This window comes from Arthrobacter sp. B2a2-09 (genome assembly GCF_027587375.1).
GTDB lineage: Bacteria > Actinomycetota > Actinomycetes > Actinomycetales > Micrococcaceae > Arthrobacter.
Map to the genome: position 1 here is coordinate 1 of NZ_JAMXIC010000002.1, position 13,986 is coordinate 13,986.

The following is a 13,986-nucleotide window of genomic DNA, read 5'->3' on the forward strand; positions in this document are numbered from 1 at the left end:
GAAAACGTCATTGACCCGGGGCCCAACACCCCCAGCGAGGAATGTCGACCATGACGTCAGCCGACAACGGGCACATGACCCACATCAGGGCCTTCACACCCCAGAGCATCGAGCAGAAACTCAACCACGCGGTGGATTCCGCCCAAAGCCACGCCTTGCAGCAAGGCCGCCACGGGGTCAAGGTCACCCGCCACAGCCCCACAACGTTCACGGTCGCCGTGAGCCCGGACGTCGCGTACGGCTGGACCCAAGAGCACGACGAATTCGCCCCCAGCTAGGATCTCCACCTTCGGCTCCGGCCGGGGACCCTCTCCATGCCCTCACCAGTTCCTCGCTTTCCCGTGACCCTCGCCTCCACGATCTACCCAAGACGGACTCAAACTACCAACACGGCCTTTCCCCCAGGCTGTGCACGGTCGCCGGTTCCGGGGTGCGGCGAGCAGCTGGTGACCTGGCGATCTGTGCAGGCGCTCGGGACCGTTCCTGTCGTCCACGGTGTGCGGGAAAAGCCCGAAGGAATCATTCGTCGCATTCATTAGGTTCTTCGGCCCGCGAGGCGGCCCACGAATGAGACCGACCGGTTGCCTGACCACAGAAAGGATGACGTCATGAAGGCACTGCCCGTCGAACCGAGCAACACGCCCCTGGCCATCGGTTCCCGGATCCGTGCGGCCCGCCAGGCACAGCGGATGACGATCGGTGAAGTGGCAGAAGCGGTCGGGCTGACGAAGGGATTCCTCAGCAGACTTGAGCGGGACCTGGGCTCACCGAGCGTAACGACATTGGTGGCCCTATGCCAGATCCTCTCGGTTTCCATAGGGGACCTGTTTCGTCTCCCGGAGACCCACCTGACGAGGTCCGGCCAGGGCCCGCGCATTTCCATGGGAGGTGAGGGCATCGTGGAACGACTGCTGACCGCCCGTCCGGAACAACGGGTGCAGGTCATCCAGTCAGTCATCGAACCGCACGGCAGCGGAGAGTCTGCTCTGTACGCGGTGGACTGTGAGGTCGAGGTGCTGTACATCGCTCGGGGCCGGCTCATCTTTATTCTCGCGAACGGTCAGATCGAACTGGCAGCTGGAGACGCAATGTCCTTTCCCGGCCGTGAGCCGCACAGCTGGGTCAATACCACCGACGAGGAGACCGTCGTGCTATGGATTTTGGTGCCGGCAGCCTCGCGTTGACCGCTGCAGCCGCCATGCGGCGGGCTGTCGCGGAGTTATGCGCTTTGGAGCCGGGTGCCCGTTTCAGGGATCACACGCTGACGCTGAGCGGCATCCCGAAAGACCGCTAACGTCGGATATTCGACTAATTCACGAGCCACCCCCTGTAAGTCAATGAGGGGTGGCTCGTGAATTAGTCGAACATCCGACGCTAAGCCTGTGGGGCGTCCGGTAACGATCGTTCGCGAGACACTCAAACTCGAGTTCGAAGAAGTGCGGAAGCGCGCGGTCTGATTTGTAATGCTTGGCGTGTACCCTCCTATGTAACGTCCAGCCGGGTTACTGATACGTTTTGGGAATGCGAATCGGATACGGACGGGTTTCAACCCATGACCAGCACCCCGAAGCCCAGCACGACGCCTTGACAGCGGCCGGCTGCGAACAGATCTTCATTGACACAGCCTCCGGAAAGCTCGCCCGCAGGCCCGAACTCGACAAAGCGCTGCTCTCGGCCAACCGGGCGGGTGATCAGCTCGTCGTCACCAAACTCGACCGACTCGGGCGGTCGCTGGAAAACCTCATCGACTTATCCAACACGCTGCAGGTGCGTGGTGTTGACCTGGTTGTCCTGGATCAGGGCATCGACACGTCCACCGCCATCGGCAGGATGTTTTTCCAGATCCTCGGCTCGATCGCCGAGTTCGAACACGCCCTGATGTCCGAACGTACCCGCGACGGCCTCGCCGCCGCCCGTGCACGGGGCCGGACCGGGGGGCAGAAACCAAAACTCGGACCTCGACAGGTCAGACTGGCCCGCGAAATGTATGACGAAAAAGGCCCCGACGGGAAACGTGCACATACCGTCGAGCACATCGCCCAGGAATTCGGCGTCACCCGGCCAACAATCTACCGGCACCTCGCCAAACCGTGAACAGTGGGCCCTGCACGTCACAGCAGTGTAAGCGGCAACTTTAAACTGACCGGAGTCGGAAAATCCGACTGACCGTTCGCGGCAGGGTTTTGACCGGTGGCGGCAAGCATTTTTGAACAGCATCTTGAATTCCAGGAGTCGTTGCAACACCCGTGCTTAGCTGGCTATCAGTAAATCACGTAGACGCTCGGCTGGGGTGTCCCAGTCCAGTGTCTTGCGTGGTCGTGCGTTGAGTTCCTGGGCGACGTGCTCGAGGTCCTCTGGCCCGTAGGCGTTCAGGTCAGTACCTTTGGGGAAATATTGGCGCAGCAGACCGTTCGTGTTCTCGTTGGATCCGCGTTGCCAGGGACTGGCGGGGTCGCAGAAGTAGACGTCCATGTCGGTGGCGATGCTGAAAGCCCTGTGCTTGGCCATTTCGGCGCCCTGATCCCAAGTCAGGGATCCCCGCAGGTGCGCCGGCAGAGTGGACATGGTCTTGATCAGCCCGTCGCGGACCGACTCGGCTGTATGGTCCACCGGCAGGTGCACCAACATCACGTAGCGGGTGGTACGTTCAACCAGCGTCGCAATGGCCGACTGGTTGTAGGCTCCGGTCACTAAGTCCCCTTCCCAATGGCCTGGGACGGCGCGGTCTTCGACCTCGGCGGGACGTTCGGAAATGTTGATCATCGGGTCCCGGAAACGACTGGTGCCTTCCTCGGGATTCCTGTGCTGCTTGCGGCGGGTCCGGCCGCTGCGCAGGGCCTCTTTGACCTCGCGTTTGAGCCCGCCGCGGGCCTGAAAGTAGAGGGCCTGGTAGATCGTTTCGGTGCTCACGCGCATCTGCTTGTCATCGGGAAATTCCTTGATCAGCAGCTTCGAAATCTGTTCCGGGGACCAGCGGGTGAGGAGCTTGGTCTTCACGTAGTCGTGCAGTTCCCCGGGTTCTGCCAGCTTACTGTCCTTCGGCAGTGCCCGGGCGGCCGTGGCGGCCCGGTGAGCACCGTAGGGCCGGTAACCCAGCACCGGGTGGCTGTTGCGTTTGATCTCCCGGCTGATGGTGCCCACGGACCGGCCCAGCGCCCTGCCGATCGCCTGCATTGAGGTCCCGTGGGACCGCAGATCCGCGATCCTCTCCCGCTCCTGCAGGGACAGGTAGCGGGCGCTGATGGGCTGCTCCAGAGCTTCCAATACCACCGCAGCGGGTACCGGCTCCGTCACTGAGGCTGGCAGCTTCGGCACCGCCGCTGCCGTCAGCTCTGGTGCCGCTGCAGGGGCCGGAGGTTGCGCGAATGTAGTTCTCACTTCCTGTTTATACGGCAGATCCGCGGCCTGGCCTTGGGCCGCGGCCGTGTCCTTTGCAGCTTGTTGCCGGTCCCAGTTGTAGGAGCTCGGTTTGCTGGCGCCGACGGCGAGGGCGGCGTCCCTCCGGCCGGTTCCTTCCTGGCGCAGGCGCAGGTAGTGAAGCTGCTTCGCTGATGGGCCTCGCGTACTGACGGAGACCAGACCGGCGGCCCTGGACCAGTTGTAGCAGGTGGAGTGGTTCAGGCCCAGTTGCCGGGCTGTCGCGCTGACGTTGCCGATTTCGCGCAGCAGGCCCAGGAACTCCTCAATGACCGCCGGTGGGTGGCGTTGCGCCGGATCAGGCTTCCCGGTTCTCGTGGCCGGTGGTTTTCTCCTGGCAGGATTGACCTTGCCGGCCCAGTTGTGCGCGGTGCTGATGTTCAATCCCAGCTCCTGGGCAGCCGCGGTGATGGTGCCCGTCCTGTCCAGAACGGCATAGAAGTGGTCCTTGTCCGCCTGGCTGTACTGGCGGAGCGGCCTGATCCCGGCAGCGTTCGCCCACTTCTGGCAGGTGCTCCGGTTAATGCCGAGCTCCTTGGCCGCGGCGGCAACACTTCCCAACCGCTCAACAGCGGACAGGAAATCCTGTCTTTGCGCACGGGGGTGGGACTGGTAGGAACGGGTTCCCTGCGCCCCGGCCGTCGACGCCGGTTCTTCCGGTAGAGGAGATTTTTTCTTTAAGGAAGGACTATTTTTCGATGGTGATTCCATGGTGTTGCGACTCCCGATTATTCGGGGGTGTTGCAACTGTGAGACTTGCTTGTAGCTGGTCTGGGACTAGCTGGCAGGATAGGTACCGGCCGTTCCACCGGTGGAAGTGACTCATGTTGCAACTGACCCTCAGGGTGTCATTCGGTCGACTTGTCCGTCCACGGGGCTGGGTGGCCGGTACCCGTCCGGCCCACCTCGGTAGCTTGATTAGAAGATTGTCCACCCCTCGGGGCGTGACCCATCACAGTGCTGTTCCGACGTGATTCCTACCCGGACTGGTACCGGCCTGCAACGGCCGCCACCCAAGTCCATCACAAAGGAAAAGTACGGTGACCGCCTTGTCTATCGTCGCGCATTCTCACCCATTTGTCGTCGGTGTCGACACTCACGCCCGCAACCACGTCTACGCCATCCTCGACACCACCAACGGTGCACTGCTGGATACCCAGCAGTTTCCCACCACCACGGCCGGGATCAACCGAGCCATCAAATGGGTCGCACGCCGCACCAACGCCGACGCCGATACCCTGTGGGCGATCGAAGGCGCCGCCTCCTACGGCGCGATCCTCGCGGGCACCGTGGCAACCCATGGATTCCCAGTCGCCGAAGCCCCGCGCATGGATGCCAAGAAGAACCGCGGCGTCGGTAAAACCGACGCCTTGGACGCCCACCGAATGGCCATGGCGGCGCTGCCCCTACCAGTTGAAAAACTGCGTCGTCCCCGCGTGAATGAAGGGATCCGCCAGGGCTTGCGGATCCTAGTCACCGCTCGCGAATCCATGAGCAAGGACCGCACCCGTTCGATCAATGCCTTGAACGCTTTGGTACGCAGCAACGACCTCGGTATCGACGCCCGCAAGAAGCTCACCCCAGTCCAGATCGAGGAGGTCTCCCGGTGGCGTGAACGCGAGGAAGAACTGGCTTTGAGTATCGCCCGCGCCGAGGCGGTCCGCCTAGCCAAGCACATCCTGGACTTGGAGGGACAGCTGAAAACCAATGAAAAGCAGTTGGACGAGCTGGTCAAGGTTAGCGAGGCCGCACCTCTGCTCGAGGAGAAGGGCTTCCAGGCGGTGACCGCGGCGAAATGTTTGGTGGCGTGGTCGCATGAGGGACGGGTCCATAGCGAAGCTGCCTTCGCCTGTCTAGCGGGCGTGAATCCCATCCCTGCATCGTCGGGGAACACGGTTCGGCATCGGCTGAACCGTGGAGGCGATAGAAGGCTCAACAGCGCCCTTCACATGGCTGCGATCACCAGGATGACCTACGACTCTGAAACGTGTGAATACGTCGAGAAACGTCGTGCCGAGGGCAAAACTGGCAAAGAGATCCGACGCTGCGTCAAGCGATATCTAGCCCGTCGTGTGTTCCGGATCTTGAATGCCGCGGCTCTGGCGAAAAAGGTCCAGGAAGCGGCTTGACAGACATAGAAGAGTCGATCGCTAGAACTCAAGCCCCACACGACATGGGGGAACTCGCCTTTGGCCGCTCCTTCGCGCAGCCACGCCTCGGAACACTTGAGCACCGTGGCAGCCTCCGCCGGCTCGAAGAATTCGAGTTTCATGTGTTCACTCGATCCTTTCGTAGTTGCGTTCCTGGGTAAAAGGCTTTCGCAAGGTATGCCCTCGTGGAGAGCACTTCCCATCCTCAGGATCGTCCCATGCCGCCGAAAATCGCAGGATGCGCGGGGCGTCTGGGCGAGTTTGACTCGGGCTGCTGTGAGGCCCGAATCCTCACAGCTCGGCTCCAATTCTCGTCTGCGGAGAATGTTTGCCCGTTAAGGCTGAGAAGTGCGTGACCGAAGGATCAGGTCGCTGAATCGGCTGGCTGCCGCGGCCGCATCAATCGTGGGGTCAATGAGCCACTGGAGTCGAAGCCCGTCGACCACTGCAATCAAGAGAGTGGCCCGGGTCGTAGGGTCAAACATCCCCACGTTGGGGGTGTCCGCGCGCCTGGAGAATTCCGCAACCACCCTGCGAAACCCGTCTTGCCGGTGCCGGAAGAATGCGTGCGCGGGATGTTCCGGGTCACTTGACGCGATGGCCAGCGCTAACCAGTTCTTCGTTGCCTCCCGATCTCGGGTGAGAATTTCTAGCAGTAGCGCCATCGCTTCCGTGTCGCTCGCGCCGCCTGAAATAGCCCGCTCAAGTTCGAGTCGTTCTCGCTCTTCCTGGTCCTCTAGAGCGGTGATCAGCAGCTCAGCCTTGCCGGGGAAATGACGAAGAAGACCCACGTGCGTCATGCCGGCCCTGGCCGCGATGTCACGAAGCGATGATCGTTCGAAACCATGTTCTGCAACGCTTGCAATGACGGCGTCGAGCAGTGCGCCACGGCGAGATGAAGATCTGGTTGCCGACATGTTAGTCATCTGCTGCCTCCCGCCCGCGTTCGCCGGGCCCTTGGGTCTGCATCCGCCATTGGGCGACCGTTTGTTCCTTTCGATGGCGAGCTAGCTGCACTCTGCCTTCCTCTCCTAGCATATTCGACGATGTCCGGCCTCTCCCTCTCGGAGAGGTCCAAACATGAGCGCCGGTCCTGTTATCGTAAACTCCACCGAAGTCTGAAGGCTCAAGGTCGCGGGCTACCTCGCCAAGCCGCGTGAGGCTGGGCGTCGGATGACGCGCAAAGGTCTCCTGCCGACGTCGATATCGCCGAAGGCGGTGGGCTGCGTCCCCGCCATCTGCGGCGACGGAGTCGCCCACCGGTCGAGCGACCTGATCCTGTGGGCACGGCCTTCCACCTCGAGGGGGCTGCGCATATCCGTAACAAGGCAGAGGTCGGAATCCCTACGCACGGATGGCAGCTTCGTCTCGGGAGATCGCGTGCCGAAGTGGTGCTCCGCTGGCGAAACGGGCGACCTCGTCCGCGACGAGGCGCCCGAGTGCTCGGCATTCCGACCCTACGGCCCCGGCCGTATGGCCGGTCAGCAGCACGTTCGGCAAATCGTAGAGCGGCGAGTCATCCGCCGGCGGCTCAGGCCAGGTCACATCGAGGATCGCGAATAAATCCAGGCGCTCCTGGAGGACTTGGATTATCGCTGACTCGTCCAGAATCGCTCCCCTCGACGTGTTAAGGAGAGTCGCACCGCGGGGCATGGCATCGATAAGTTCGCGGCCGATCATCTTCTCGGTGACGCCGGGAATGAGCGGGGCGTGCACGCTTACTACAGCGCACGCTCCAAAGAGCTCGGCGAGGTTGTCCGTTCGGCGCACACCGGCGGACGCGAGGTCCTCGTCCGAAACGTAAGGGTCCCAGACCACGACGTCGGCGTTGAGGCTGCGCAGCCGTTCACGAACCTTGCGGGCGATTGAGCCGAACGACACAAGACCGATCGTTTGTCTGTCCGACCCTGGTCCTGCCGCGAATCCCGGAAGCCGGCGCTGTTCACGCATGAACGCCCGCGCCCTGTGCGTTCCCTTAAGCGCAAGCAGGATCTGTGCGGCCACGAAATCAGCGACCCGCTCATTATTGGCGTCCGCTGCGCTGACTACGGCTAGGCCGCGGGACCATACCTCCTCCGAGACGAGGTCCCGCACAGATCCGGCCGCGTGAAAGACGCCGGTGAGCCGGGGCATCCCCCTGAGGGCCTGGTCGTCGAGCTTTGGCGTGCCCCAGCCTGTCACGAGGACTTCGACGTCGGGATCCGGGCGCCATCCGGACTTCCACAGCTCGGGGGTTGCGCGTCGCAGCTCGACTGTCTTTTCCATGTCTTTAAGCGCCGCGGGGTCCAGCACCATTTCCACGACCGCGGGATGAATGGCCAAGAGTGCGATCTTCGGTTTCACTGGGAGATCCGTTCCATTGCTTCGTCGAGCCAACCCTTCAGTTGTCTTGTTTCAGGTTCAAGCAGGGCATCGTCGTCGTTGGGAAGAAACTCCAGCAGCAGGTCCGTGACTCGCGGCAGGCTTACCACACTGCGCGTGACCTCCCGCCACATCTCCTCGCGGGTGTCGAGCAGATGCCGTTCGAACTGGGCTCCCCAGGAGAAGACATGTACCGTCGAGACCAGGTCGCCCAACCGCCTTAGGTCCTCTATGGCTTCAAGATCTGTCGCGCCGATGCGGGGTTGCCAGTAGGCGGAAGCCCCATCTGTGTCAAGGTCCTCAAGTAGGCGCAGGGTGGAATCGACAGTGTCAGTGAGGGTGCCGAGGTGGAATTCGATGGCGGTCTCCAGCCCGGCGCGGGAAGCTTTCCGGTGCATCTCCGCCAGAGCCTGAGTTGTGCGTGCTCGCTCCTCGGAGTCTGGATGTGCGGAGCCTGTCGGCCCCGCCCAGACGCGGATGCGGGGCGCTCCCAGAGCGACAGCGGTATCGATGATGTCGTTGACCTGTTCGCCCGGAGGGTCGGACCAGGGGAAGCGAAAATATGATCCGTAGGATGCGACGGTGAGCCCGGCGGCGCGTGTCTGTGCTCCGACGCGGGCGGCGAGCTTGAGGTTCCCGGCGGACACGTGCACGTCTGAACCCCACTCGATCGATTCCAGTCCGGCTTCGACAGCGAGGTCGATCACGGTTTGGGGTTCGTGCTTTCTGAACGTCACCGAGCACAGGCCGACCCGCGGTCGGTGGCGGAGTTCAGGGGATGATTCGCTAAGCGATGGGTGCAGTTGCACGTTGCACCTCCAGGAGATCGCGAACTTCGCCCAGGTCGACGCCGAACGCGAGGGTTTCTGACTCAAGGTCGCCCGCGAAGTCCATGCCTGCCTGGGGCAGGATGGAGCCCGGCTTGCTCAGGCCTGTGATGCCGGCGGTGATGGACCGCGGGGAAACATCTGAGACGTCGATGCAGAGGTTGTTGCCGTTGGTCACGGCCACGCCCCAGTTCACCGTCCGTGCCCCGAAGTATGGACCTGCCGTGAGGGCCCCTCCAGGGACCGCGTCCTTGTTGGTGATGGTGATATCCGTCCTGAGGTTTTCGAAAGGCAGGGCTCGGTGCGAGTCGAACGTTCCAGTATGCAGAACGCCCCGGCGGTACACGTTCCCGCTCGAGAGTCCCTCGACGTTGAGGCCGTGGAAATAGCTGCCCCTGACCGCGGGCGTTGAGAATTCCTCGAGTTCGAAGTCTTCTATTAGGTTGTCGTGGGATTGGGTGCGGCAAGCGACGAAGTGGTGGAGTGATCGGCCCCCCGCTGAAATGCCCGATAACGTGCAGGATTTCGCTGAGGTGAGACTGTATGCGCAGTCAGCGTTGACAACGTGCACGTCGGTCGCCCAGCAGTCGTAGACGGCTTGGAAGCAGAGGCCATTCGAACCTGGATTGAGATTGTGCGTCGTCTGCGCCCGCAGCGCGTTTTCGATAGTAAGGCCTTCGACGCCGCTGTCGTGCACTGTCGGCCCGAGGTCTCGGAGCCGGGCAGGTGTGCCATCTCCGATGTCTGTCTTGAGTGGCTGTTCGAGCCGGATCGTCCGGGGTGAAAGGACCTCTACGACCTTGACTGGCCAGCTCCAGGTTCTGAAGTCGCTGAAGCGTTCGGGACCGGCGATCATTGATGCCCGCCCTTCCCAGTCATAAGTTCGGGCCCCGGCGACGTCGCCGGCCATATGGCGCAGGGTCGCGTAGTCCTGCCCGATCTCGACGTCGAGTAGCACCATATCGCCCGCCACGAGTTTCGAGGTGTCCTCAACGCTGATCACCTGTGCTCCCCGTGGTGCCGGACCGACATTGGCGAGTAGCTCGCCGGCCAGCCACCCCTCTGTGTGGCCGTCCGTGGTTGCCCAGTCGGACCGCTGGGACTGTTCGAGTCGCTCCCGGGCGATCACGAACACCTGGCCGCCGTTCCAAGACCATCCGCTCGAGATCCCGTCGGGACCGAGCGCACGGCCGAGGACATCTTCGAGCGGATGTGGGAACTCGAGAGTCGTCCTATGCTTACCGGCACCGCGAAGGACGACGTTGGAGTGACAAATGAATACGGGTCGGCTGAGCATGTAGCGCCCTTCCGCCAGTTGGAGTACGCCCCCGCCGGAAGCGCCCAGTTCGTCAAGGGCGGCCTGCATGGCCTCCGCCTGGTCTTTCTTGTCGTCGGGTCTGATGCCGTGGTGCGAGCCGTCAAACACACTCTGCGATGTCGTACCCGGGGCACCCACGCCCCGATGCCATCCTGATCGGCGCCAGTCACCGATGGTTGGATGTGAGGAGGGAGCACAGGCCCAGGCGCTGATGATCGTGGCGAGCTCAGGGGCTTGTGGTGGCCATGAAAGGTCATGCATAGTCCGTTCTCGTGCTTCCACTTAGCGGACCGACTTCACTTTGGTGAGAACGATGAGGCCGCCAATTAAAGCGAGGACGCCGCCCATGAGATAGAGGATGGTGTAGTTCTTTTCGCCTCCGACGGAGCCGATTGTGATGATGAGCGTGGCTACTAGGGGCGCTATCGCGCTCGGGATCTTCTGGGCGAATGTGACAATCGCCATGTATCGGCCCGTCTCAGTGCGATTCGGCAACACGGTCAGGACGATCGCCTGATCGACGGCGTTGAAGACCGCGATTGCCAGGTTCATGAGGAGCGCGCCGGCGACAAGGGACGGGAACGAATGCGCGAATGCCTCAACAACCGCGCCCACTGCGAACAAAACGGCACCGAACATGGTGAAGAGCTTGCGGCGGCGCAGCTTGTCTGAGAAAAATCCTGCGCCAATGGCGCCAAGTGAGGCCGCAATGATGCCGAGGATACCGACTATCGCCACCGTCCCGGCGACTTCCCCCACGGGAAGATTGAGTCGCTGGGCATAGAAGAAAGTCGAGAACGTCGTGTTCGCGTAGAGGCCCAGAAAGAAAACGAAGCGACCGAGGAGATTCCAGGCGAAATCAGGATAAGCACGTGCGTTGAAGAAGTACTTGCCGAAAAGCATCCGCCCGGTGATGGGTTCGGTGCGGGTCTCCAAATGGCGCGAATCTTTCTCCCCGCCGGAGATCAGGAAGAACAGGAGGAACGCGATGCCGATGAGACCGGGAACAACGAAAATCAGCAGGATGTTGCGGCCCATTGCGTAGGCGATGCTGACCCCGAGAACGGGGGCGATCTGGCTCGCCAGACCCACCAGGCCGCTGACTTTGCCGCGCTGGCTATCGGGGAGACGGTCAGCTTGAACGTTTTGGATTGCCGAGATGGCGCTACCCCATCCCAAGTTCGCGAAGACCCACGCGGCGCAGACCACGACGACGTTCGGTGCGACCGCGATGACAAGCAGAGCGGCAAAGCCCACGATCGCCCCACCAATCATGAAGGGACGGCGTCGACCCAACCGAGAACGCGTTCGGTCACTCCACACTCCAAACAACGGAGCCGTCAAGACGATAATGCCGGATGCGATCCCAGTCGCGTAGCCCAGCACTTCCTCATGGCCTGGCGCCAGCTGATCTATCCGCAACGCGAGCGAATACGTGAGCGGGACGATGTACGCCATCGACACCCCGAAATTGGCCAACACGATGAATAGGATGTGCCGCCAACTTAGGGGCATGAGTTGCGGGTGGCCAACAGGCATCGCCTCGTCCTCCGGACCGGCAGCGGTGCCGGCCGTAACCGGCTGCATCTTGAGTCCGACCCCACTGTCATCGTTCCCGGGCCTCAGTGTCATTTTGTCCTGCATTTTTGTTCGACTCCTTCGTCTAAGCGGAGGTGCGGCAGCGGTGCCGCACCGGACCGTGTGTCACCTCACACCAAATACCGTCAAAAAAGTGAACCACAGTGGTAACTTAAAGGCAAGCGTTTTCCAGGGGGGGTGAACTGCCCGAATCGATTCCGTACATTGATGTACGATTAATCGGAATTCGGTACTCGTCCACAGAGAGGTAGACAAATGAGCAGCATTACGACGGTCCGCGGAGACATTGCGCCTGAGCAACTGGGCTACACGACGATGCATGAGCATCTCAACGCCGATTTCTCCTTGATGGCGGCACTCATGGCTAGATACGGTGCTGCCCAGATTCCCGCAGAGATGCTCGCTTTGCGGCCGGACAACATGGCATTCCTCCGCGACGGCGGGTACGCGGCTTCGCAAGAGTGCGTGACCCTAGGAGATGTCGAGTACACGGCTGCTGAGCTGGGCTACTTCAAGCAGATCGGTGGGAATGCTGTGTGTGATGCATCGCCGATCGGGCTCCGCGGAGATGTGCGCGATCTGCTAGCGGCCTCCGAGAAGGCGGACGTGCACGTGGTCTTCGCAACGGGACTCTATGTTGCCGACGCGCGTCCTCAAGCCTTCCAAGACCTCAGTGAAGATGAGCAGGTGGCCTTCTTCACCAAGGAGGTCAAGGAGGGCGTAGGGGAGACGGGGATCCGCCCTGGTTTTCTCAAGTGCGCACTCTCAGTCACGGATCCCACCGCTGACCTGCAGGAGATCGAGGTCAGGACAGTCCGTGCACTGGGTCGGGTGAGTGCCGAGACCGGTCTGAGCTTGCATATTCACACGGCGTTCCCCATGTCGAACGCTCAGGTTCTTGCCGGCGTAGAGATCGCGCTGTCGACAGGGATGTCTGCCGATCGGCTTGTCATGATCCACATGGATTCCTTCTTGCGACCGTGGGGCGCGATGGACTCTTACGTCGCAGACATGTCAGTCGCCTTGAACGTCTCGACTGATCTGCAACGGAAGGTCCTCGACCATGGGGTCAATATCGGCTTTGACTCGTGGTCGTCGACCGTGTCGATCCTTCCCAGCGACCACGACCGAGTGAAGGGACTCGTCGACTTGTTGCGCGCGGGCTACGGCTCTCAAATCGTCTTGGGGCACGACAACGGCACGAAGTCTCACGGCAAGTCGTACGGCTTCTACGGGTTCACGAGGTTCGGTCAGTTCGTGCCGCCCATCCTCAAACAACTCGGGTTCGACGACGAGGTCTATCGTAAGCTCGTCATCGACAACCCGTCGCGGATGCTTGCCCACTGATAGGGGCACTTTACGGACTGGGAAGGCGCGGCATGAGCATGCAATCCCCCTTCGGGGGCACGGTGCCGACGAGCACCCACGTGGGGGAATAGGACGTCCCGTTCCCCCTCCACCATCAGCTCTGAGGCGCAGGCCGCCTCGCGAAGTACGGGGCACTCGCGCCCCAGACGATGATGGACCCGAAAGTGATTCGGAAGGGTGGTCGGACTTCATGGCCCAGGGGGTTCCCGTAACAACTTGACGACCACGGCGCTGGCCCTGGGCGCCACTGGAGGCGTCGTTTCCGAAGTCCAGAGCGAGATCGAACGCGTCCTCTCAGACCGGCGGTGCGCAGCGATGGTCGCCAAGCCACTCGTGAGTGACGCTGAAGCTCCGTACCCCTTCGGTCCGAACGTGTGGGCGCGGTGTTGGACGTGTACAGAACTCCTTTCGTCTGCGGACGGGACTCGCGGAGAGCGCGGGCCAAGAAGATCCATCCAAGGGGCGGGCATTCGTGCGCCGCCCCTTCCGCGTTCGAACCGGCGGCTGTGTTCGCATCTGCGGAATAAGGGTCATGGCCGTTCCGCCGTTCACGGAGATGACTTGTCCGGTAATCCAGCCCGACAGATCCGACAGGAGAAACGTAGCGGTAGCGCCGATGTCCGCTGGTCCACATCATCCCGGTGGGAGTCGCCGCGAGGGTCTGTTCGCTGAATCTGGGGGAGTTTGCTTCGGTCTGTTGGGTGGGGATCATTCCGAGGGATGCGGCGCTCGCCCACACCTCTTGTTTGCTGTACTTCCGAGCGACGTGCGGTGTCGGTGCCGTGATACGGGCTTCGTTGCCGCGATTCGAGGTCGATGTTCACAATATCGGTGTCGAGCACGACCTCGCGTGGGTTGATGTCGGCGGCGGCATTGAACAGCCCGTCGATCCGGCCGACTCGATGAGCGCGAGCGCGTTGGGGTCCTTTGCCTTTTCGCCGTCCGC

At 62.0% G+C, this 13,986-nt stretch carries 11 protein-coding genes; 5 read left to right on the forward strand and 6 right to left on the reverse strand.

Annotated elements, in window-relative coordinates:
* Positions 1 to 50 precede the first annotated feature (50 nt).
* The 3 genes from NFJ07_RS02145 (at position 51) to NFJ07_RS02155 (ending at position 2,094) form a co-directional block, all read left to right on the forward strand.
* Entirely contained in the window at positions 51 to 278 is a 228-nt protein-coding gene (locus NFJ07_RS02145; protein ID WP_269992158.1) for a hypothetical protein, read from the forward strand.
* A gap of 330 nt (positions 279 to 608) precedes the next feature.
* On the forward strand, positions 609 to 1,184 hold the full coding sequence (locus NFJ07_RS02150; protein WP_269992159.1) for a helix-turn-helix domain-containing protein: 576 nt from the start codon (positions 609 to 611) through the stop codon (positions 1,182 to 1,184).
* A gap of 337 nt (positions 1,185 to 1,521) precedes the next feature.
* The gene (locus NFJ07_RS02155; protein WP_269992161.1) at positions 1,522 to 2,094 is read left to right on the forward strand and encodes a recombinase family protein; all 573 of its coding nucleotides are present in this window, start codon (positions 1,522 to 1,524) and stop codon (positions 2,092 to 2,094) included.
* 156 nt (positions 2,095 to 2,250) lie between these two features.
* Here NFJ07_RS02155 and NFJ07_RS02160 read toward each other — a convergent pair whose 3' ends face one another.
* On the reverse strand, positions 2,251 to 3,525 hold the full coding sequence (locus NFJ07_RS02160) for an IS30 family transposase (RefSeq protein ID WP_442865279.1): 1,275 nt from the start codon (positions 3,523 to 3,525) through the stop codon (positions 2,251 to 2,253).
* 932 nt (positions 3,526 to 4,457) lie between these two features.
* Here NFJ07_RS02160 and NFJ07_RS02165 point away from each other — a divergent pair.
* Positions 4,458 to 5,546: an IS110 family transposase gene (locus tag NFJ07_RS02165; RefSeq protein WP_269992163.1), complete on the forward strand. Its 1,089-nt coding sequence runs from the start codon at positions 4,458 to 4,460 to the stop codon at positions 5,544 to 5,546.
* Between the two features lie 356 nt (positions 5,547 to 5,902).
* Here NFJ07_RS02165 and NFJ07_RS02170 read toward each other — a convergent pair whose 3' ends face one another.
* From NFJ07_RS02170 to NFJ07_RS02190, 5 genes are all read right to left on the reverse strand, one after another.
* Positions 5,903 to 6,484, reverse strand: coding sequence for a TetR/AcrR family transcriptional regulator (locus NFJ07_RS02170; protein WP_269992165.1), 582 nt, complete (start codon positions 6,482 to 6,484; stop codon positions 5,903 to 5,905).
* 427 nt (positions 6,485 to 6,911) lie between these two features.
* A complete protein-coding gene (locus NFJ07_RS02175) occupies positions 6,912 to 7,910 on the reverse strand; it encodes a hydroxyacid dehydrogenase (protein WP_269992167.1) in 999 nt (332 codons plus the stop codon).
* Positions 7,907 to 8,665 carry a sugar phosphate isomerase/epimerase family protein gene (locus NFJ07_RS02180; protein WP_269992168.1) on the reverse strand — a complete coding sequence of 253 codons (759 nt, stop codon included), beginning with the start codon at positions 8,663 to 8,665 and terminating at the stop codon, positions 7,907 to 7,909. The genes NFJ07_RS02175 and NFJ07_RS02180 overlap by 4 nt, the downstream gene beginning before the upstream one ends.
* A 49-nt stretch (positions 8,666 to 8,714) precedes the next feature.
* Positions 8,715 to 10,121, reverse strand: a complete 1,407-nt coding sequence (locus tag NFJ07_RS02185; RefSeq protein ID WP_442865269.1) for a hypothetical protein — start codon at positions 10,119 to 10,121, stop codon at positions 8,715 to 8,717.
* 234 nt (positions 10,122 to 10,355) lie between these two features.
* The gene (locus NFJ07_RS02190) at positions 10,356 to 11,717 is read right to left on the reverse strand and encodes an MFS transporter (protein WP_269992171.1); all 1,362 of its coding nucleotides are present in this window, start codon (positions 11,715 to 11,717) and stop codon (positions 10,356 to 10,358) included.
* Between the two features lie 210 nt (positions 11,718 to 11,927).
* Here NFJ07_RS02190 and NFJ07_RS02195 point away from each other — a divergent pair, with 210 nt between their 5' ends.
* Complete coding sequence (locus NFJ07_RS02195; RefSeq protein WP_269992172.1) at positions 11,928 to 13,019, forward strand: phosphotriesterase family protein; 1,092 nt, start codon at positions 11,928 to 11,930, stop codon at positions 13,017 to 13,019.
* Positions 13,020 to 13,986: the final 967 nt, after the last annotated feature.